The 21,083-nt window shown below is 73.4% G+C and carries 16 protein-coding genes; 1 reads left to right on the top strand and 15 read right to left on the bottom strand.

The features are described from left to right. Window positions 1-914: 914 nt before the first annotated feature. The 14 genes from ACZ6EJ_RS23520 to ACZ6EJ_RS23455 form a co-directional block, all read right to left on the bottom strand. A complete protein-coding gene (locus tag ACZ6EJ_RS23520; RefSeq protein WP_469269772.1) occupies window positions 915-1,094 on the bottom strand; it encodes a hypothetical protein in 180 nt (59 codons plus the stop codon). A gap of 3 nt (window positions 1,095-1,097) precedes the next feature. Beyond that, complete coding sequence (locus ACZ6EJ_RS23515) at window positions 1,098-2,561, bottom strand: eCIS core domain-containing protein (RefSeq protein WP_469269771.1); 1,464 nt, start codon at window positions 2,559-2,561, stop codon at window positions 1,098-1,100. Window positions 2,562-2,697: 136 nt separating this feature from the next. Then, complete coding sequence (locus ACZ6EJ_RS23510) at window positions 2,698-3,450, bottom strand: hypothetical protein (RefSeq protein ID WP_469269769.1); 753 nt, start codon at window positions 3,448-3,450, stop codon at window positions 2,698-2,700. Between the two features lie 54 nt (window positions 3,451-3,504). Beyond that, window positions 3,505-5,280, bottom strand: coding sequence for a hypothetical protein (locus tag ACZ6EJ_RS23505; protein ID WP_469269767.1), 1,776 nt, complete (start codon window positions 5,278-5,280; stop codon window positions 3,505-3,507). A gap of 70 nt (window positions 5,281-5,350) precedes the next feature. Next, window positions 5,351-5,746, bottom strand: a complete 396-nt coding sequence (locus ACZ6EJ_RS23500; protein ID WP_469269765.1) for a trypsin-like serine protease — start codon at window positions 5,744-5,746, stop codon at window positions 5,351-5,353. Window positions 5,747-5,963: 217 nt separating this feature from the next. Continuing rightward, on the bottom strand, window positions 5,964-6,833 hold the full coding sequence (locus tag ACZ6EJ_RS23495) for a DUF1963 domain-containing protein (protein WP_469269763.1): 870 nt from the start codon (window positions 6,831-6,833) through the stop codon (window positions 5,964-5,966). A 271-nt stretch (window positions 6,834-7,104) separates the two neighbouring features. Further along, the gene (locus ACZ6EJ_RS23490) at window positions 7,105-7,536 is read right to left on the bottom strand and encodes a hypothetical protein (protein ID WP_469269762.1); all 432 of its coding nucleotides are present in this window, start codon (window positions 7,534-7,536) and stop codon (window positions 7,105-7,107) included. A gap of 481 nt (window positions 7,537-8,017) precedes the next feature. Further along, window positions 8,018-9,520, bottom strand: a complete 1,503-nt coding sequence (locus ACZ6EJ_RS23485; RefSeq protein ID WP_469269760.1) for a DUF6056 family protein — start codon at window positions 9,518-9,520, stop codon at window positions 8,018-8,020. A 4-nt stretch (window positions 9,521-9,524) separates the two neighbouring features. Then, window positions 9,525-11,003, bottom strand: a complete 1,479-nt coding sequence (locus tag ACZ6EJ_RS23480) for a glycosyltransferase (protein WP_469269758.1) — start codon at window positions 11,001-11,003, stop codon at window positions 9,525-9,527. 166 nt (window positions 11,004-11,169) lie between these two features. Then, window positions 11,170-13,737 carry a SpoIIE family protein phosphatase gene (locus ACZ6EJ_RS23475; RefSeq protein ID WP_469269773.1) on the bottom strand — a complete coding sequence of 856 codons (2,568 nt, stop codon included), beginning with the start codon at window positions 13,735-13,737 and terminating at the stop codon, window positions 11,170-11,172. A 299-nt stretch (window positions 13,738-14,036) separates the two neighbouring features. Next, a complete protein-coding gene (locus tag ACZ6EJ_RS23470; RefSeq protein ID WP_469269756.1) occupies window positions 14,037-14,522 on the bottom strand; it encodes an ATP-binding protein in 486 nt (161 codons plus the stop codon). Between the two features lie 328 nt (window positions 14,523-14,850). Beyond that, the gene (locus ACZ6EJ_RS23465) at window positions 14,851-15,252 is read right to left on the bottom strand and encodes an NUDIX hydrolase (protein WP_469269755.1); all 402 of its coding nucleotides are present in this window, start codon (window positions 15,250-15,252) and stop codon (window positions 14,851-14,853) included. Window positions 15,253-15,569: 317 nt separating this feature from the next. Next, window positions 15,570-15,770 carry an SPOR domain-containing protein gene (locus tag ACZ6EJ_RS23460; RefSeq protein WP_469269753.1) on the bottom strand — a complete coding sequence of 67 codons (201 nt, stop codon included), beginning with the start codon at window positions 15,768-15,770 and terminating at the stop codon, window positions 15,570-15,572. A gap of 221 nt (window positions 15,771-15,991) precedes the next feature. Continuing rightward, on the bottom strand, window positions 15,992-16,744 hold the full coding sequence (locus tag ACZ6EJ_RS23455) for a GntR family transcriptional regulator (RefSeq protein ID WP_469269751.1): 753 nt from the start codon (window positions 16,742-16,744) through the stop codon (window positions 15,992-15,994). A gap of 295 nt (window positions 16,745-17,039) precedes the next feature. Here ACZ6EJ_RS23455 and ACZ6EJ_RS23450 point away from each other — a divergent pair, with 295 nt between their 5' ends. Further along, window positions 17,040-18,437 (top strand): glycoside hydrolase family 18 protein, encoded by a 1,398-nt coding sequence (locus tag ACZ6EJ_RS23450; RefSeq protein ID WP_469269750.1) that lies wholly within the window; start codon window positions 17,040-17,042, stop codon window positions 18,435-18,437. A 121-nt stretch (window positions 18,438-18,558) separates the two neighbouring features. Here the strand turns inward: ACZ6EJ_RS23450 and ACZ6EJ_RS23445 are convergent, their stop codons facing one another. Beyond that, complete coding sequence (locus tag ACZ6EJ_RS23445; protein WP_469269748.1) at window positions 18,559-20,145, bottom strand: S8 family peptidase; 1,587 nt, start codon at window positions 20,143-20,145, stop codon at window positions 18,559-18,561. Window positions 20,146-21,083 lie beyond the last annotated feature (938 nt).

Below are 21,083 nucleotides of genomic sequence, written 5' to 3'. Positions count from 1 at the left end.
GTTGGGGGGGTAAGCGATGGTGGGGGGGGGGGGAACCCGTCGGCGGGGGGACCAGGGGGGGCCGTCTGGGGGGGGGGGGAAAAGAAAAAGGGGGGGGGGGGGGGGGCGGGGGGGGGCCCCCCCCCCGGGCCGATGACGGCGGCGAGCGCGCCGAGTGCGGCGGCGGAGGCGATGAGCGTCTTCTTCACGGGGAGCATGACAGCAGAGATCGGCGGATGGTTGTACGGGGAAGGAGGGCCGGTTGCGGTCCGCCGGGTCGGCCGTGCGGTCGTCGAGGACGCCCGAGCGGGCGATGAGGTGGCCGAGTCGGGCGCGGCTGCCGCTGCCGCTGCCGAGCGGTGGCGGAGAGTTCGGCGATGTGGCCGCGGCAGGTGCGGACCTTCACGCCGAGGCGGCGGGCGATCACTTCGCCGTGCGCGGCATCGCCCGGCCGCACGATCTCGGTCCCTCTGGACAGGGCCACGGCCGGCCTCGGACAGGTCCCTCGCCCGCCTCCGGCAGTGGCGTGTGCCGCGGCCACTGCGAGCCCGCCTGTTCCACCACAGCATCCCGAAACGCTTCCAAAAGGACGCATCCGGGATACGTCCCGAACGCTGCGTGTCTCCAGCGGTAGTAGCACGACCAGTAGCTCACCACGCGCCGCTCCGTGCGGGCGAAGAAGGCCGGTTCCTAGCGATGAACTCCCCATAGAGGCGGCGCTGGGCCGAGCCCGGGACGGCGAGTCCTGGAAGACCCCGGCCGATCGCCTCGATGATCTCCAGCACGTATTCGCCGGCCAACCGCACCACGAACGGCACCACCCACGGCTCGCTCGACGCCACAAGGTGTTCGAGGTGCCGCTGGCGGACCCTGCCATAGCGGTGTCTTCACATGGTCAACGTCGATGTGCGACCTCCTGGCCGTCTCTCGACCAGTCAGCGGGGAGGAGCGGCGGGCAGCCGGCCCCACGCGCGCCTGAGCCGCACGAACGCCGCGAGCACGCCGATACCGAAGACAAGGGCACCGAGGCCGGCACGGCGCAACACGCCGGAGGTCACCCCGACAGCGACCGCGATCAGCGAGCGCGCCTCCCCGTGGTGGGTGGTGTCAGCCACGGCCTACTTCTTGTGCCACCTGGCGACCGGCAGGCCGCCGGGAACCTTGAGCTCGAACGCGCCGCCGACGGCGTTGTCCAGAGCGGAGACCGGGTCGTTGCCGGCCCCGAAGGCACTGATCGCCAGCAACTCCTTGAGTTCTGCTCCGGTGCCGCGGAACGCCTTGGCCCCTTGCATCGCCGTCCGCGCCCCGTCCGCGTCCATGGACTTGTTCATCCGCTCCAACAGGTCCGCGGAGACCCAGCAGCTCGGAATCTGGTCGAGGTCCCACTCGGCGTACCAGTGCGTGTCGTTGAGCCACTTGCGCGGGGGTACGTTGCCGTCCACGGCCACCAGGTAGAAGGTGAACTTGATGTTGCCGAGGGAGCGCCAGTCCGCGACGTTCGTGTGCTCGCTCGCCCTGCCCGCGGCCGCGTTGTCGTACGTCGACGCGATCTCCTGGAAGCTCGGAGGAGTCTTCGGGTCGGCGCCGGTGTAGTGGCGGATCGTCCACCGCTTGGCCAGCAGCGGCTCAGCCATCTTCCGGCGGACGGCCTTCACCTTCCGCAACTGCGCGGAGGCCTCCGTGATGCTGCCGAGGATGTCGAACTCGGCCTGTCCTTCGCCGGCCGAGAACTGCTGCGAGGTCATGTACCTCATGAGCTCCCAGGCTTCGTCGTCCGAGTGCCCCGACTTCTTGAGAGCGGCGACGATCTGCTCCGGCGTCTTCGCCGCGCGCAGGTCGTCCTCCGCGGTCCGCTGGATGTACGCGGCTCCGGAGCCGTGGTGCGCGTCGGGCGCCCGCTGCACGTCCTGCGCCCCGGCCGCGGACCGGTGGCCCGTCGCGCCGGGGGCGTCCGCTTCCCGCGCCACGGCCGGGCCCGACATCACGCGGCGCGCATTGGCCTCGGCTTCACGCTCGAACCGGTCCGAGGGGTCCGACACCCGCAGTCCGGTCCCGTTGTCGGTGCCGGCGACAGGGCCCTTGCGCTGCTGGATGACGTGCGTCAACTCGTGGGCGAGGGTGTGCTTGTCGGCGCCGCCTTCGCCGATCACGACGTGGTTGCCGGAGGTGTAGGCGCGGGCGCCGACCTCGGCGGCCGAGGATCTGGCGGCGCTGTCGTCGTGGATGCGTACGTCGGAGAAGTCCGCGCCGAGCCGGGATTCCATGTCGGTGCGCGTCACGTCGTCAAGAGGGCGTCCGCCGGTCCGAAGGACGCCGTGGACGGCGGAGCGCTGCACGGGGGGCTGTTCGGCCTGCTGGTGGCCGCACCCGGCGTCGTGCTGGTGCCGCTCCTGCGCCCAGGGGTGGCCGGCGGACCGGAGCATCTGCACCACGGCCGCGTTGCCCGCGGCGGTCGGCAAGGCCAGGGGGCCGGCCGGAACATCGGGGCGCGGGACGGCTCCGGGCGAGCGGACGACTCCGTTGCGCCGGGTCGTCTCAGCTCGTTCGTTGACGCGCATGGTGTCCTCTCGGCATACGGACATGGCTGCATGGATGACACGTCACACTAACTGGTGTGTCAGTGAGCGGCGTCGGATGCCGTACCCCCGAGGACAGAGGGCAGCCGCGCACCGGGCTGAACCCGTTCGGCACTCCGGAGACGCGGTGGAACGCCGCGCTCTACCGCCGGCATCCCGAAGCCCGGGGGCAGAAATGCCGCACGGCCGTCAGGACGACCTCCTGGGCGGCCGCCAGTTCGCTCCGGTCGCTCCCGGTCGTGGCCACGCCGTAGAGCTTGCCGTCCTCGGCCTCGAAGCGGACGTCGAAGACGTACCAGGGCACGAGCGCCCCCGTGGCGTCCGGCAGGCGCGCCAGGTACTCCATGCCGTACCCGGAGACGCCGTCCACCTCCACGGGACTGGCGGGGGAGATCTCCTCGACCCCTCCCTCTGCGGCGGCTTGCCGGAAGGACTCCTGGGGCGTGGCCTCCGACACGGCGAAGAGGCGCAACTGACGCTCGCCGCCGGGGGCCTGGTAGGTGTCCCCGGCGCCCTCGGGGGTCGACACGCTGGTCCACCCGACGGGGACGACGGTGCTGAAGACGTCGTTCACCCGCAGGAAGCCCTGCGGGACGGCGGCGGACGCCGGCGGGGAGGGGCGGTCATCGGACGTGCCGCCGCCGGAGAGTTGGATGACCACCAGGACGGTGAACGAGACCACGGCGAGCACCGCCAGCAGGGCGCGGCGTCCGGTGCCGCCGAGCCGGGCGTACAGGGGCGTCCCGGCGGCGGGAGGCCGAGGGGACGGCGACCAGGGCGGCGGGGCGTCCGGGCCGGCCGGGGGCGGCGGTGTGACCACCGGGCTCCTGCCGCGATCGGAGCTGTCCTCCCAGCTCTGGGCGTCCTCGTTCCAGTAGGGCCGTCCCTCGGGCATCGCTCCCCCTTGTGTCGCATTCCCCCGTGGACCGACGACGGTTCCCGAGGTCGTTCACCGGTCGTCGGGGGCGGGCTCCTTCTGCTGCGGTGTCCGCCCGCCGCCCCCCGTGGCGGCCCGCATGACCTGGGCGTGGTCGCCGATGGCGAACGCGCTGGCCTCCACCGTCTCGATGTTGACCCCGCCGTTGCTGATGTTGACGACCTTCTGCACGAACTCGTCCGTCCGGTAGCCGGCGTCCGCGAGAGCCGTCTGCACGCCGTTGGCGACGCGGTCCTGCACGCTCCGGAGGTAGCGGTCGACGTCCATGGACTGGAAGAGCGACCCGCGCGGCTCCGCCGCCAGTTCGCGTACCGACACGGCGGGGCCCTCGGGCGGCCCCCCGGCGAACTCGCCGGTGAGCCGGCGCACGCCGCGGACGACGCGGAGGCCGAGCGTGAACAGGGCCTGTCCGGGCGCCGAGGCCAGCAGGGTGAAGAGGTGCGCCGCCTTGCCGAGGACGTTCTGGTCGGTGAAGCGGTGGGCCTCGTGGTAGGCGTCCTTGAACTCCGCGCGTACGGGGAACAGCACGTGCGGGGCCACCTCCAGCATCAGCATCCGGCCCTGGGTGTGGACGCGGACGTAGACGGTGACGACCAGCTCCTCGTCCCAACCGCCCACCCTGATCCGCAGGAAGTGCCGACGCTTCTCGCCGCCCTCCTCGACCGCGCGCCTGCGGTGCACGTTGTACGTGTACTCGTCGTACGGCGCGTCCTCGCGGCGCCGCAGCCCCTCCACCGGGAGGAACACGCACTCGTCGATCCGCAGGTGGCGCAGCCGGTCCCGGACGACCTGGCCCTCCCCCTCGGACGACTCGGCGACGTCGCGCAACTGCTCCAGCAGCGGACGCACCGCGCCGAGGACCCGGTCGTTCCCGAGCGGCTGCCTCTCCACCGCCGGGTCCGGCCGCAGCTCGACCGCGAGCACCCAGGTGTCGTGCGCGGCACCGGCGCCGCAGAACGGGCGCGCCTCGTGGTACATGACCAGCGGGGCGTGCTGCTCCACCCGGATGCGGTGCCTGAGCTCCTGGAACCGGCGCCCGCCCGCCCGCTCGGTCGGGTCGTCGGCCGCGTCCGGGAAGTGCTGGGGGGACAGGTCGTCCCGCAGCACACGGGTGACGTGCATCTGCTGCCCGGCGACGCATCCCGCCATCACCAGCAGGGTGGCCAGTGCGAGCCACGCCTGCAAGGGGCTGACACCGCCCGGCGTGGTGGCCGACAGCAGTTCGCTCAGGAAGCGGGGAGTGAGGTCGCCGAAGGGCCGCAACGCGCCGCCCTGTCCGGGCGCGACCACCTCGTCCGCGACCTCCTCGGTCTCGCCGAAGCCGATGAGCAGGCTGGTGACCACGACGTACGCGAGGAGCAGCCGCCCGACCCAGCGGAGGAGGAAGGCGGCCGCGCGGCGGCGCCCCGGCGCGTCGGGGGTCGTGCCGCGCATCCGGCCGGCGAGCGTCAACAGCAGTCCGGGAACCACCAGGACCAGCAGCCACCGTCCCGACACCACGGCTCCGACCGCCAGCAGCCACAGCACCCCGCACGCCCAGTCCAGCTCCACCCGCCGGGCGCGCAGGGCGTGGGCCAGGACGCGGGCGGCGTCGAAGCCGAGGGACGGAGCGACGACGCGGTGCCGCATGAAGTACAACTCGTCGACGACGCGGTCCCTGTACCTCGCGTCCAGATACGTGCCCGTGCAGAGCAGGCGGGTCGCCTCACTCGCGTGCGGAGGGACGGCCTGGGGCGATGGGGCGACCGGCGTGTACTGGGGCTGCGGCGGCAGATGGGCGGTGCTCATGGCACTCCTCCGCGGTCAGGGCGTGGCCCGACACGGGCGACCGGCCTGGCGAGGCCCGTCGAGGGGGGCATCAGCATAGGGCCCCGGACGGAACGGCCCGGCGCCCATGACACACTTCCGGCCAACTGCCGCTCCATACAACGCGGTTGACCACGCGTCCCCTCCGTCGCACGGCCAGGTTCCACGACGGTCCAGGGGCGGAAGCGGCGAGGAGCGGCCGGACCTTCACCTTGCCCCGCACGACGGACTCGGCGCAGTGGGCCGCCGTGGCGACGACGCGGCTGTCGACGAGCGCCCCGCCGCCGTAGTGCGGCCATGCCCCGCCGTCGTCCTGCTGCTCGATCCGCACGACGAAGTCCCGCTCGCCGTCCGGCACCGGCGCCCCGCCGACGATCACCTGGGCGGAGGGGGCCAGGGCGCACGTACCGCCGACCGCGCAGACCCCGGCGGGGGAAGCCCCCGTCAATCGGCTCACCGACCTGCGCGGAACGACCTCGGCTCCGCCTGCCGCCGGGGCTGAGGCCCCGGCGGACGTCTCCGTCGGACGGCACCGGCAGGTCCCGTCCGACCGATCACGAGGCAGCCGTTCATCCGCCCGGTCTCAGCGCGGCATCCGCCCCGTCACGGGCTCCCCGCGACTCTGTCGCGCCTCGGGAGCGGCGGGTGAACGGGGGCGGGGGCGATCAGCACTGGTAGATCAGCTCGGTGCGGTCGAGGCGCGCTCGGGCCAGGTCCACGCGCGGGGTGAGCCAGTAGATGGCGCCGTCGCCGCCGCCGAATATCCCGCTCTCGTTGGCCTCGGCCAACGGCTGCCAGGCGGCCGCCAGCGCGTCCCAGTCGATGAGGTCCGGCTCGTCCTCCGACGGGCCCGCGTCCGGGTCGTCCTCCCACGGCTGTCCCCGCCGTTTGCCGACCCGGCCCAGGACCTCGTACTCGACGGAGTTCTGCTGGGCCTGCGCCACTCCGCACAGCTTGACGTCGTAGTAGGGGTTGTCGTCGTCGTCCAGCACCAGGGGGACGAGCTGGGGCCCGACGAGCGCCCGGAGCTCCGCGACCGCGTTGTCCAGGGCCTCGGACTCGTCGTCGATGTCCAGGTCCCAGAACGCCGTGGCGTGCAGCGGCCGCCGTTCGATCAGGTAATTGCCATCGTTGCGATCGAACGCGCACGAGGACGGGTCCCAGGGGGTCGTCTCCGTGCCGGGCGGGACGTACAGCGCGCGGGGGAGCGCGGGCTTCCAGCCGTAGTCCAGGTCGTTGAGCTCGGACCACGGCTCCGAGAAGAGGAGCAGGCGTCCGTCGGCGGGGAGCCCGGTGTCCAAGGAGTGCGGGGGCAGGGCGGCGAGGTCGACGGAGGCCACGAACGCACCCGAGCCGTCCCACGTCATGCCGGTCGGCAGGTCCGGCAGTCCGCCGAGCCAACCGACCGCTCCCTCCTCGGACCGGCCGGGGTTCAAGGCGTAGGCCGGCTGCACCACTTTGAGGATCAGGTCGAGGGATTCATCGGAGACGCCCATCTCACGGGCGTGCGCACGAAACGCTTCACGAGTTGCCATGCCCCAACTCTGGCACGGGCCGCTGACAACGGGATCGGCCCCATCCAGCACCACGCTCGCCGGAGGCGCGCCGGCCATGGCGCCTGAAGGCATCTCCGGAACGAGGGCGTCCGGACCCGACGCGACGACGGGACCCGCACCGGCCCCGCGCGACGGGGTCCCCGCGAGCGGCGGCCCCGCGGCCCGCCGCCTCACCGGTGGCACCAGCTCCCACCCGGTACGGCGACCGGCCACGGGGTCGGACGCGCCCGCGGCGGGCGCGGCGGTGCGGTCAGCAGCAGTTGGGGTAGTCCCAGGGCCACCAGGCCATACCGAGGTCGGGGCGCGTCTTGCCCACGAAGGCGCCGTTGGTGTTCGTGAGGTAGATGTTCGTGCGGAACTGGCCCGGTGTGTGCGTGTCCGAGTCCGTCACCGTGATGGAGCTCGCCGCGTTGGCCTTGCCGAGCGGGTCGGGCTTGCCCAGGGACGTCCAACGGCTCCAACTGCCGTTCGTGGTCCAGCGCGTATACACCGCGTAGTCGGTGCCGACCAGGAACTGCTCGTCCTCGCCGTTCGGCAGGTCGTGCTTGGTCACGCCGTACTTGCATATGTACTTGCCGTTGCCACCGGCCGTGCAGATGTCGGCCGCCTGGACCGGTGTGATGGACACGGCCAGCCCCGCCATGGCGGCGACGGCGACGACGGCAGCCTTGATTCTCTTCACTCTGTGCTTTCCGTTCTCTGACGTACTCCGAGCGGACCGGCCCTTTGCCGGTCCGGCGGTGGAACGCCGTCACCCTACTGGCCTCCGGTGAACCGCACTCCAACCACGTGCCGCGGATGCGGCGACGACGCGCTGTTGGCGGGGAGGGCACGGACTCGTCACGCGATGGGTCTTCACCCGCTGTTCAACCGGTGCGGACGGGAGGGGACGTGGACCGGCTCGGCGCGAACGAGGGGCGGTGCGGCGGGCCGGCCGCCCGCCCGCAGAGCGAGCGGCGTGCTCCTCCGACGCGGGCGGCCGTGCGACCGCAATGTGCAACTCTCCTCGTCCTCGTCCACCGGGCCTCGTCCTCGTCCACCGGGTCCGGCGCCCGGTCCGTCCAGAACGGCAGTCGCCGACGGCGGTACGCGGCGAAGTCCCCGGCCAGCGTGAACATGGACGCACCGTGGACCGCCCGCGCAGGCCCACCGACCGGCCCCCCTCAGCGGTTCCGTGCCCCGTCGGTGACCCGTTCGAGGCCGTAGAAGTCGGCGACGCACCCGCCGGGCCAGTAGGCGCGGCCTCCCTGGCTGAACGGCTCCAACATGCCGCTGACGACGAGGCGTTCGTACGGGAGCACGCGGGCTCCGGCGGCCGCTTCCGCGCGCAGGCGGCGGTCCTGGGCGTCCCATCGCTCGGCCCGTGCCCGCATGGCGGCGTCCAGGTGGGTCAGGGACACGGCCGGGCCGAAGCAGGCGAGGAGGCAGACGGCCGCGCACCCGGCCTTCACCGTGCCGGTGCGGCGGGCGGTGCGGCGGGCGGCGAGGCCGAGCAGCGTGCCGGCGCCGACGAGCAGGAGCACGTACAGCAGGAGGTAGTCGTTCCACAGGCGGTTGGCGCCGGGGTCGCTGACCCGGTCCCGGAAGACCGGGTAGGCGATGACCGTGCACAGGTAGCCGGAGACGAGCAGCGCGAGCACCCCGGCGCAGGCCGACAGGGGCCAGTGCGCGGGCGGGCGGGGGGTCGTGCCGTCCGTCCGGTCGCACAGCAGCCCCAGCAGCGCGCCCGCCGCGACCGCGCCGGCGTACTGCCAGGTGGTGGCGACGGTGGCGGTGATCTCGGCGAAGCCGCGCAGCGAGGCGGCGAGCGAGTCCGGGGCGAGCAGGGAGGCGGTCTCCGCCCCGAACCGCTCCCGGCGGCGGGTGGAGCCGGGCGAGGTGATCAGGACCAGCGCCCCGGCCGCCGTGCCGGCGATCCCCCCGGCGCACCAGAGGCGGACGAAGGCCCGCTCCGCGCGGGGGACGCGGCCGCTCAGCAGGAGCACGGTCCCCAGCACCACCGCCACGACGATCGCCGTCTCCTCGGACAGCGTGGCGAGGAAGGCGGCCGTGAGCACCGCGACGGCGAGCGCGGCCGTCCGCCCCCGCCGCGAGCGGGCGAGCAGCGGCGGGATCACGGCGGCGCAGGCCAGGACGGGCGGGAGGGTGTGCGAGACGGAGGCGGCGGGCCAGTAGAACGTCTTGTACGTGTTGGGCGTGGCGAACAGGAACAGCGCGGTGACCGTGGCGGCGAGCAGCAGCGGCAGCCCGCGCGGGGTCGTGAGCCCGGCCCGGCGCAGCGCCACGACGACCGCCGTCCACAGGACCGCGAGCACCAGGCCCCCGCTGACCAGGGGGAACCACTGGTGGCCCGCGACCTGGAACTTCGCGTACGCGCCGACGAGCAGGGCGTTGGCGACGCGGCCGTTGTCGTCGAGGTAGAACCGGCCGACCAGGCCCGTGATGCCGTCGTCCCGGACGGCGGGCAGGAAGCACCAGTCGTCCGCGCTCGGCCGCACCCGCCGTCCGGCCCACGCGGCGGCGGAGAGCAGCGCGAGCGGCGGGACGGCGAGGGCGCCCACCCACAGGGCGGTCCGGGGCCGGGGCGCGGGCCGGGGCGCCCCCCGCGGGCCGCGCTCGTCGTCCGGGCGGCGCGGGGCGGCGGTCTCGGGCGCGTGGTCGGCCATCGCGTCACCGGTCCTGGGGCGAGCGGGTGGGCAGGGGCGCGCGCACGGGCTCTCCGGGCAGCGGTTCGACGGGGAGGCCGGGGCCGCCCGCCGTCGCGGCGGCGGTGCGGCCCGAGGTGATCGCCCAGCGGGCCAGCAGGAAGGAGACGGGGGTGACGAGGACGCCGGCGGCGAGGGCGGCGAGGTTCTTGTCCATGCCGAGCCCGCTGACCGCCCCGTAGAGCAGGGCCCCGGAGGCGACGAGGTTGACGAGGGTGGAGAGCGGATAGCGCCAGAAGGCGTGCCAGGTGGGCCGGGTGCGGCAGGTGACGTAGGAGTTGAGCAGGAACGAGCAGACGACGCCGACCGCGTACCCCAGCACGTGGGCGGTGAGGTAGGGGACCCACCGGTTGAGCGAGGCGTAGACCCCGAGGTAGACGGCGGTGTTCACGCAGCCGACGAGGACGAAGCTGCCGAACTGCCGGGCCGTGCGGGCGCGGTCGGGGGCGGGCGCGGGTGCGGGGCCGCCGGTGAGCTGGGGCGGTGGCGGCTGCGGCCGGTCCGGCAGGGCGCGGCGGGTCGCGTCGGTCTCCCGTACGACGTAGGGCGGGCGGTGCTTCGCCTCGTGGTAGATGCGGCCCACGTACTCGCCGATGACGCCGAGCGTGACCAGTTGGATGCCGCTGAGCGCGACGACGGCGGTGAGCAGGGTGGCGTAACCGGGGGTCCTCGCCCCGTGCAGTACGACGGTCCCGACGGTCCACAGCGCGTAGGCCAGGGCGGAGACGAAGACCCAGAAGCCGGTGTAGATGGCGAGGCGCAGCGGCCGGTTGTTGAAGGAGAGCAGGCCGTCGATGCCGTAGTTGAGCAGCCGTCTGCCGCCCCACTTCGACTGCCCGGCCGCGCGCCGGCCGTTGCGGTAGCGGAAGCTGACGGTGTCGAAGCCGATCCAGGAGAAGATCCCCTTGGAGAAGCGGTTGCTCTCGGGCAGGGACAGCACGCTCTCCACCGCCCGCCGGGACAGCAGGCGGAAGTCCCCGGAGCCGTCGATGAGTTCGACGTCCATGCAGCGCCGGACGAGGGCGTAGTAGGCGTGGCTGAGGGTGCTGCGCAGCACGCCCTCGCCGGAGCGGTCGCGGCGCGGGATGACCTGGTCGTAGCCGTGGCGGTGGAGTTCGAGCATCCGGGGGATCAGCTCGGGCGGGTGCTGGAGGTCGGCGTCCATGATCACCACGGCGGCGCCGCGCGCCATGCGGAGTCCGGCGAGCATGGCGGCCTCCTTGCCGAAGTTGCGGCTGAAGGCGGTGTAGTGGACGCGCGGGTCGCGGGCGGCGAGGGCGCTCAGCAGGGGGCGGGTCCGGTCGCTGCTGCCGTCGTCCACGTAGCAGACCTCGAAGGCGGGGCCGAGCGGGTCCAGGACGGCGAGCAGGGCGGCGTGGAAGGACTCGATCACCTCGGCCTCGTTGAAGCACGGCACGACGACCGACAGATGGGGGTCTGCCACGCGCCACCTCCGGACCTCGGACGGCCGTGCTCCCCCGGACCCGGCTCCGGGGATGCGCCGCATCCGCCCCATGGGACGACGGCGGGCGGTCCGTACCGCTCCGCACACGCGCACGGCCGTCGCTTTTCATACGATCAGCCGATGTACGTGGTCGGGTGCGCGGGGCTCAGTACATGCTGAGGAGCTGGTCCACGGAGAGTTCGGCGGCGGCGCTCCCGTCCGGGAGGGCCAGTTCGAACCAGACCGTCTTGCCGCGCGGGGTGCGGCGCGAACCCCACGCGGTGCTGAGCATTCCGACCAGTTGGAGCCCCCGCCCGCCCTCGTCGGTGTCGCGGGCGCGGCGGCGGCGGGGCTGCACGAGCCCGGCGTCCCACACCTCGCAGACCAGGGTGCGGTCGCGCAGCAGCCTCAGCCGCACCTCGCCCTCGCCGTAGCGCAGGGCGTTGGTGACCAGCTCGCTGACCAGTAGCTCGGTGGTGTCCACCAGGTCGTCGAGGTCCCAGGCGAGCAACTGGGAGCGGGCCAGCTCGCGGGCGCGCCCGACCGAGCGGGGCTCGCGCGGCAGCCGCCAGTCCCCCACGGCCTCCCCCGGCAGCCCCTGGATGCGGGCCATCAGCAGGGCGATGTCGTCCTCGCCGTGCCGGGTCTCCAGGGTGTTCAGGACGTGGTCGCAGGCGTCCTCCAGGGGCATCTGCGGGCCGGTCAGCACGGTCCTCAGCCCCTCCAGCCCCTCGTCCAGGGTCTGTTCCCGCGAGGCGACCAGGCCGTCGGTGTAGAGGGTGAGCAGGGTGTTCTCGGCCAGCTCGACCTCGACCTCCTCGAACGGCTCGCCGCCGACGCCCAGCGGCATCCCCGGCGGTACGTCGATGAGCCGGGCGGGCAGCCCCGGCTCGGCCACCGCCGGGGGGAGGTGGCCGGCGTTGGCGAACGTACAGCGCCGGGTGACCGGGTCGTAGACCGCGTACACGCAGGTGGCCAGGTACACGTCGGAGACGTCCGCCTCGCGGGACTTCTGCGCCGCGCGGGAGGGCCACTGCGCTCCCCCGCTGCCGCCGAGGCCCGCGGTGCGCTCGCCGCCGCTCGGGGAGCCGAGCCCGCGCGCGACCTCGTCCAGGGCGGAGAGCACCTCGGCCGGTTCCAGGTCCAGGAGGGCGAGGGTGCGTACGGCGGTGCGCAGTTCGCCCATGGCGACGGCGGCCCGCAGCCCGCGGCCCATCACGTCCCCGACGACCAGGGCGGTGCGGTGGCCGGGCAGCTCGATCACGTCGAACCAGTCGCCCCCGACCTCGGTGGCGGCGTTGCCGGGCAGGTAGCGGCAGGCGATGTCGAGTCCGGCCGCCTCGGGGTCGCCGGGCGGCAGCAGGCTGCGCTGGAGGATCAGGGCGCGCTCGTGCTCGCGGCGGTAGAGGCGGGCGTTGTCGATGCAGACGGCGGCGCGGGCGGCCAGCTCGGTGGCGAGCGCCCGGTCCCGCTTCCCGAAGGGCTCGCTGCCCTTCGTACGGGCGAACTGGACGAGGCCCACGACGGTGTCGTGCGCGACCATCGGCACGGCCAGCGTCGACTGGATGAAGCCCGTCTCGTCGCCGGGGACCTCCTCGACCCGTCCGGAGCGGAGCGCGGCGGCGCGGGGCGAGCCGAACGGGAAGCGGTGGACGGAGCCCAGCACCGGCGGCACGTCGTCCGGGCCCACCGCCCCGGCGCCCGCCACGGCGGTGGGCGGTGCGTCGGCCACGGCGCTGGCATGGGCCACCCGGCGCAGCTCGGCCGAGCCCCCGGCGGACTCGCGGTGCGGGGGCGCCCACCGGCCGGGCGCGGCCTCCTCGCCGGTGAGCAGGCCCTGGTAGAGGTCGACGGCGGCCAGGTCGCAGAAGCCGGGGACGGCCACGTCGAGCAGTGCGCGGGCGGTGGTCTCCAGGTCGAGGGAGTTGCCGATGCGGGCGCCGGCCTCGTTGAGGAGGGCCAGGTTGCGGCGGGCGCTGGCCGCCTCGCGGGCGGCGATGTGGCGGCGGGTGACGTCGGTGGCCAGCCCGGCTATCCCGACGGGGCGGCCGGCGCCGCTGTGCACCCGGTAGAGGTTCATGGCCCAGTGGCGGCGCTCGACGCCGCCGGGGGCGGTGCCGACGATCCGGAGGTCGGTGACCGACTCGCCGGTCTCCAGGACGCGCTTGAGCGCGGCGGCCAGCCGGTCGGCCTCGGGCCGGGGCAGGTAGTCCGCGACGGTGCGGCCCCGGTGGTCGTCGGCCGCGCCGCCGAAGACGGTGGCGAAGCGCTGGTTGGCCCGTACGACGGTGAAGTCCGTGCCGAACAGCACGAAACCGAAAGGTGATTGGCCGAAAATAGCCTGGGAGGCGGCGATGTCGGTCTCGATACGGCGCAACGCCTTGACGTCCACGACGATGCAGAGCGCTCCCCGCTCCCCGCTCGCCGTCAGGCTCGGCATCACGAAGACCTCGGCGACCCCGTGGGCCTCGTCCTCGCCGGGCGCCCGGAACGGGACCAGGCCGGTCCACTCCCTGCCGTCCAGGATCTCCCCGACCCGGCGGCGGCCGACCGTGCGCAGCTCGGCGGGGATGAAGGCCTCGACCGGGTCGCGGCCGACCGCCTCGTCGGAGGCCATGCCGAACAGACCGGCGGCCCGGCTGCTCCACTGCTCGATCAGACCGTCCGGGCCGATCGAGAAGGAGGCGGCCCTGATGTAGTCGTAGATCGAGCCGGGTGGGCTGCTCTGCCACACGACGCCGCCCGTTGTCCCAGGTATCTCGCTCACGCGACCGTCCCCTCCAGCTCACACACCGGACCGGTCCTGCCCCGCAGTATTCAGCACTACGGCCCCGACCGACACGGCGTTCACGATCACAGCACGGTCTCAGTCCTTTTCAGCCAGGTTCTGCCCGACCCCTGTGATCGCTGTGCGTCCCTCCCCACTCCTAACCAGGGAGACCCGGCTCGAACCCAACCGGCCGACTCGAACCGGGGCCTCGCGTGCGCACCCTGCCGGGCTCGCGGGGTCCGGTCCGACCCGGACCAAAGACCCTAGCCGGGAAGAGCCAGCTCGAACCACACCGTCTTGCCGCTCTTCCCCCGCCGGGTCCCCCAGCGGCGCGCGGAACAGGCCACGAGCTGCAATCCCCGGCCGCCCTCGTCGTCGGGTCCGGCACAGCGTTCGGTGGGGGGATCGGGGAGCGGATCGGACACTTCCACCAACAGCCCCGCTGTGGTGGGCCTGCGTCCGTCGATCCGGAGGTCCGCCGCGAAGTCCCCGGTCAGCCCGTCGGGCCCGCCGCCGAAGGCGCCGGGAAGCGCCCGGACCAGGCGTACGCCGATGGGGCCGGGGGTGTAGCGCAGGGAGTTGGTCACCAGCTCGCTGACGAGCAGCACGGTCATGTCGCCGACCGCCGTATCGAGCCCCCAGCAGCCCAGCGCGTCCCGGACGGCGTGGCGGGCGCTGCGCACCGAGCCCGGTTCGGCCGGGAAGGTCCACTCGGCGCAGACGCCTTCGGTATCGATCACGCCGATCACTTCCCAGGGGCGGACACGGTCGGCCCCGCGTGCAAACAGGGACTAAACAGCCCATACCCACCTTCGGTTGTTCGTTATCGCGCAACCAGGCGTTTGGTGCGTACGGGCGTACGCCCCGGAGAACCGCGCCCCGCAACCACGCGCCCCCGAGCCCCCGCCGCGCCCCGGAGCGCGGGCACGCGCCCCCGAGGCGCGGCGGGGCCACGGTCGGAGCACGGCGCTGACGGGTACGGCGGGGGTTGGGCGCGGCGCGGGCCGCCCGGCGGGACGGAACGCGGCAGCGGCGCACGGCCTCCGCGCGCCCCCGGCCCCGCTCGCGCCGTGCGCCTCAGACCAGCTCGCCCGCCGCGTTGAGGTCGTCGAAGAGCAACTGGTCCACGGGCGGCACGAGAGGCCGGTCGGCGTAGGAGAACCACGCGACCTCCTCGATCTCGCTGCTCGCGGCGAGGTCGCCCCGGTAGTCCCCGTAGTAGCAGCTCATCCGGACCACGGCGGCGCCGGCCGCCTCGTCGACGGGGGCCTCGTACGTCCCGGCGTGCACGACGGTCTCCGGGATCAGGCCGACCGTCAGCTCCTCCTCGACCTCGCGCAGCAGGGTCTCCAGGTCGCTCTCCACCCCTTCGCGCTTGCCGCCGGGGATGTAGAAGACGTCCTTCCCGCGCGGGCGCGCGCAGAGGATCCTCCCGCCCTCGATCCGCACCCACGCCACCGTGTCGATCAGCACCGCCACCGCTCCGTCCCACTTCCCGCACTCCGGCGATCCCGGCACTCCGGGCCGGGCGGGACCCTACCGCCCCGGCGGGCGACAAGCGGAACTCGGGGTGCCGGGGCGCGCGCCCCCGCGACCGGAGCACGCGCCACCGCGCCGCCGCGCGCGGGGCGCACCACCTCAGCGCCCCCGGCGCGAGCGGCACGGGGGCGCCCGCAGGCGCACACGGCGCGGGGCGCACGGGGCGCGGGAAGCCCAGCCCGGCGGAGACGGGCCCCGCCCCGCCGCGTCAGGGGCGGGACGCGCCGGACGCGGCCCGCCCGATCAGGCGCGCCGGATCAGGGGCGGGGCCCCTGGCCCACCCGCTCCACGCGGTAGACCTGCTGGTGGCGGCGGTCGTGGAGGCCGTCGGCGACCTCCTGGGCCTCGGCCTGCGTGGCGTACCTGCCGACGCGGTAGCGATTGCCGCTGTCGTCCTGCCGTATCACCAGCCACGGCAGCACGGCGCCGCTGTCGCTCATCGTGTTGCTCCCCCGCATAGCGCCTCTCTCCCCACCGGCGTGCACGTCTCTTCGGATGACCAGGAAACCGCAGTGCGCATATGCCCGAGCGTACGCCTGACCTTCACGCTGCGCAGGCGGCTTTGCACAAAGAGATACGCATCCGGCCATCGCGAAAGGGGGCGCATCCTCGCGATGCGCCCCCTCCTGTCCTGCTCACCCCGGCCGTCGCCCGCGGCGCGGCCCGACGGCGCGTCACCTCATCTGACCGGCAAGTGGTAGGCGACCCGGTAGCGGTCGGCCGGGACCACGACGTCGGCGGTCTCGACGGCCCGGCCCGAGGCGTAGTACGTCCGCGCGATCACGATGACCACGTGGCCGGGCACCCCGCCGAGCGCCAGCAGCTCCTCCGCCAACCCCGGCCGCGCGCCGACCTCCTCGGCGACGTTGTCCACGACGACGTCGATCGCGGCCATCCGTTCGACGACCCCGCAACCGCCCAACGGCCCCTCCTCCGGGAGCATCACCGGGGTCCGCCCGGTCACCGCGAGCGGTTCCCAGGAGGTGGAGAGCATCATCGGCTCGCCCGCCTCCCGGAAGACGTAATGGGTGCGCATCACGCGGTCGCCCGGCTCGATGCCCAGCCGCTCGGCGGTTTCGAGGCTCGCGCCCTCCTGCTCGCTGCGGGACTCCCACGTGCCGCGCGCCCCCTCGGCCGTCTGCTCCTGCCGGAACGGGCTGGCCCCCTTGTCCGGCCGGTAGCCGGAGCGGGCGATCAGGCGGGGGACCGGGCGCTCGCGCACGTACGTCCCCGAACCGGAGCGCCCCTCGACCAGCCCCTCGGCCATCAGGACCTTGCGCGCCTCCAGGGCGACGGTGTCCGAGACCCCGTACTCCTCGCGGATGCGGGCCTGCGACGGCAGGCGCGTATGAGGCGGCAGCGCGCCGTTGACGATCTTCTCCCTGAGATCGCTCGCCACGCGCAGATAGGCGGGCTGCTCACCGAAAGTCACAGGCCACTCCCAACAGGTTGACAGTGTGCGACAGCCTGACAACCGTGGGTTGTACGCCGCAAGCATGGGCCACCGTTTCACTCAATGTGATGACGTTGGGGTGGTACATGCATGGATCACGCGTGAGCGCCAGTGAGCGCGCGGGCATCTTTCGCCCCGAAACCGCTGGTCGGGGCCGTGCGGGATTTTCCCCGACTCCCGTACTCTTGACCATTTTTGGTCCAGACCAATACCTTCCACTGCACAGCACGGCTCTCCACCCCTCCCCGCCTGATCACGTACAGGAACGAGCCCCATGCGTCGCAGAGACCTGTCCCGAATGACCATCGCCGGCGTCGCCCTGGCCCTGCTGGCAGGAGTGGCGCCCGCCGCCACCGCCAGCTCGGACCGGGGCCCGGCCGACGGCGGCGAACGCGGCAAGAGCCATCACCGAGCGGCCCCCAAGAGCATCGGCTACTTCACCCAGTGGGGCGTCTACGGGCGCGACTTCCAGGTCAAGGACCTGGACACCAGCGGGACCGCCGCCAAGCTGACGCACATCAACTACGCCTTCGGCAACATCAGCGCCGAGGGCAAGTGCTTCACCGGCAACGTCCCCGGCCAGGCCGACGCCTGGGCGGACTACGCCCGTCCGTTCGACGCGGCGGGATCGGTGGACGGGGTCGCCGACACCGACACCCAGCGGCTCGCGGGCAGCTTCAACCAGTTGCGCGAGCTGAAGGCCAAGCACCCCGGCCTCAAGGTCATGATCTCGCTCGGCGGCTGGAGCTGGTCCACCCACTTCTCCGACTCCGTGCGCACCGCCGCCGCCCGCAAGGCGCTCGTCGCCTCCTGCGTCGACCTGTACATCAAGGGCAACCTCCCCGTGGACGGGGCGCGCGGCGGCGCGGGCGCGGCGGCCGGCCTCTTCGACGGCATCGACGTCGACTGGGAGTGGCCCGGCTCCGAGGCGAACACGGGCACCGTCTTCCGCCCGGAGGACAAGAAGAACTTCACCGCCCTGATCCACGAGTTCCGCACCCAGCTCGACGCCTACGCCAGGAGCGCGGCCGCGTCCGGGCAGGGCAAGGGGCACGGGCACGGCAAGCCGAAGCCCAAGCACTACGACCTGTCGGCGTACGTCCCGGCGAACCCGAAGGCGATCGACGCGGGCTTCGACGTCAAGCGGATCATGCGGGACTTCGACTTCGTCAACCTGCAGGGGTACGACTACCACGTCTCGGGCGAGAAGAAGACCGCCCAGCAGTCGGCGCTCCGCGCGCGCGACGACTTCAGCGTGGACCGGACCGTCCGCGACTGGGTCCGGCGCGGCGCCCCGAAGCACAAGCTCGTGGTGGGGATGCCGTTCTACGGTCAGGGCTGGACCGGGGTGAGCGGTGGCGGCGACGGCATGGGCCAGCCCGCCACGGGCCCGGCGCCGGCGACGTACGCGGACGGCTACGAGGACTACAAGGCCCTCAAGAAGCTGGCCGACTCGGGCACGTACAAGATCCACCGCGACACGCGGAACGGTCACGCGTGGCTGTTCGACGGCACCTCGCTGTGGACGTACGACGACCCGCAGGTGCTGCGCACCAAGGCCCGGTACGTCCGTGACAACGGGCTCGGCGGGGCCATGTTCTGGTCGCTGGACGGGGACACGGAGGACGGCGAGCTGATCACCGCCGTCGACCGCGGACTCAACCGGCGCTGACGGGACGGAGGTCGGGGCGGTCGCGTGTCGCGGCCGCCCCGACCTCTTTCCCTGCGCTGTGGTTCACCGGCGCCGCCGTCCGGTCGGACCCGCGGCGCGGCTCACCGGCGCCGCCGTCCGGTCAGAACTGCAGCGCCCAACTGTTGATCCGGCCGGTGTCGGCCTGCGCGTTGTCGTTGACCCGCAGCTTCCAGGTGCCGTCGGCGGCGACGGAGGACGCGTCGACCGTGTACGTGGTCACCACGTTGTCGGCGCTGCCGCCGGTGCCGTACGCCTTCAGGTTGAAGACCGTGCCGTTGGGCGCGACGAGGTCGATCTTCAGGTCACCGACGTACGTGTGGGAGATGTCGACCGGGACGCTCAGCGCGGCCGGGGCGTTGCCGGCGATCCCGGAGACGGTGATCGGCGACTCGACGGTGGCGTTGTCGTTGATCGCGTACCCGGTGGTGTTCTCGAACTTCTTGCCGGGGGGCGGGGTGGTGCCGCCCGGTCCCACGTACAGCAGCTTGTTCGGCGAGCCGGTGCCGGGGTTGGTGACGACCCCGCTGGTGGCGGCCGCGACGAGGGCGGCGGAGACCTGCGCCGGGGTCGCGCCCGGGTTGTCCGCGAGGTGGAGGGCGGCCGCGCCGGCGACGTGCGGGCTGGCCATCGACGTGCCGGAGATCGTGTTCGTGGCGCTGTCGCCCGTGTTCCACGCCGACGTGATCGAGGAGCCGGGCGCGAAGATGTCCACGACGGTGCCGTAGTTGGAGAAGCTGGAGCGGGCGTCCGTGTTGGTCGTCGAGCCGACCGTGATGGCCTCGGCGACCCGCGCCGGGGACTTGGTGGAGGCGTTGGTCGACTCGTTGCCCGCCGCGACGGCGAAGGTGATGCCGGCCGCGACGGCCCGGCGCACGGCGGCGTCGAGCACCGAGTCCGCGCCGCCGCCCAGGCTCATGTTGGCGACGGCCGGCTTGACGGCGTTGGCCGTCACCCAGTCGATGCCCGCGACGACCTGCGCGGTGGTGCCCGAACCGCTGTTGTTCAGCACCCGGACGCCGACGATCTTCGCCTTCTTGGCGACCCCGTAGGCGGTGCCCGCGACGGTGCCGGCCACGTGGGTGCCGTGGCCGTTGCCGTCCTGCGCGACGTTGTCGTTGTCGATGGCGTCGTAGCCGTTGAACGCCCGGCCGCCGAAGTCGCTGTGGCTGATCCGCACCCCGGTGTCGATGACGTAGGCGGTGACGCCCTCACCGGCCTTGTCCGGGTAGGTGTAGCGCTGGTCCAGCGGGAGGCTGCGCTGGTCGATCCGGTCCAGGCCCCAGGAGGGCGGGTTGGTCTGGGTGGCGGAGATCGTGAAGGTGCGGTTCTGCGAGACGGAGGCGACGGCCGGGTCGGCGGCGAACTTCCGGGCCTGCTCGGCGGAGGCCTCGACCGCGTAGCCGTTGAGGGCCGCCCGGTAGGTCCGCTCGATGGTCGCCCCGTACTTCGTCGCGAGCGCCTTGCCCTTCGCGGAGTCCGACTTCGCGGCCGACTCCTTCAGCGTGACGATGTAGCTGTCACTGATGGCGCCGGGAGCGCCCGCGTTCTCGATCACGCCTTCGGGGGCACGCTCGGCCGCGATCGCCGGGAGGGCGGCGGTGGAGAGCGCGATGGCGGCGGCGGTGGCGATGACGGTGGCCGAGGCGAGTCTTCGACGTGCGTGCGGGGTGTGACGCATCACTGACATGTGAGGGGTCCTCCTCATAGGCGGTGCGCTGGTGGGGGGTGGTGCCGGGTCGCGCAAGCTACGACAGGGGCATGACAAATCAGCGGTACGAACGCCACGTTTTCTGCGCCGCCCGTGCCCGGCACGCCCTGCTGCCAGCGAAAGATTGACCGATCCATGGCAAACCCACAAGGGTGCGTTGAGCCCCGCCATACGCACGCCATTCACCTGCCATACGCCCGACATGCCGCCACGCCCGACGCCCGCCACCACTCGGCGCCCGCACACCGCCCCGGCGCCACCGCCCTGACCTGGCACGCCCCGACCCGCCGGGGCCTCCGAGCCGTCGGCGCGCACCACCGCACGCGGGCGTGCGCTCGGAGCGCGCCGGGGAGCGGGGCAATTCACGGGGCGTTACGGGAAGACGGCAGGGGCTCGCCTGTGTGGGGGAGCGCGCGGCGGGGGTGGTGGTGCGCGGGGGCAGGGGGTGGCGCGGGCGTCATGCGGACGGGGGGCGGAAGGCTCGACCCGCGCTCCTCCCCCGCCCTGCTCCGCCGGTCCGGGGCGGTACGGGGGCGCGGGCGTCACGCGGACGCGGGGCGGGGGGAGCCAGCTCGTGTTCCTCCCCGCGCTGCTCCGCCGGTCCGGGGCGGTACGGGGGCGCGGGCGTCATGCGTACGCGGGGCGGGGCGCGGCTTGTGCTCCTCCCCCGCGCTGCTCCACCGGTCCGGGACCGTACGGGGGCGCGGGCGTCACGCGGACGCGGGGCGGAAGGCTCGACCCGCGCTCCTCCCCCGCCCTGCTCCACCGGTCCGGGACGGCACGAGGGCGCGGGCGTCACGCGGACGGGGGCGGAGGGCGCGCCCCGCCCCGCGCCCCGCGCCCCTGCTCCATCCGGCGGGCAGCGCCCCGCCCGGTCCGGGACGGTTCGGGGCGTACGCGTGCCGCGCCCACCGGCG

It is taken from the genome of Streptomyces sp. NPDC041970 (assembly GCF_055588985.1).
The sequence above is the reverse complement of the archived record's forward strand: the minus strand, read 5'-3'. Positions and strand labels throughout refer to the sequence as shown.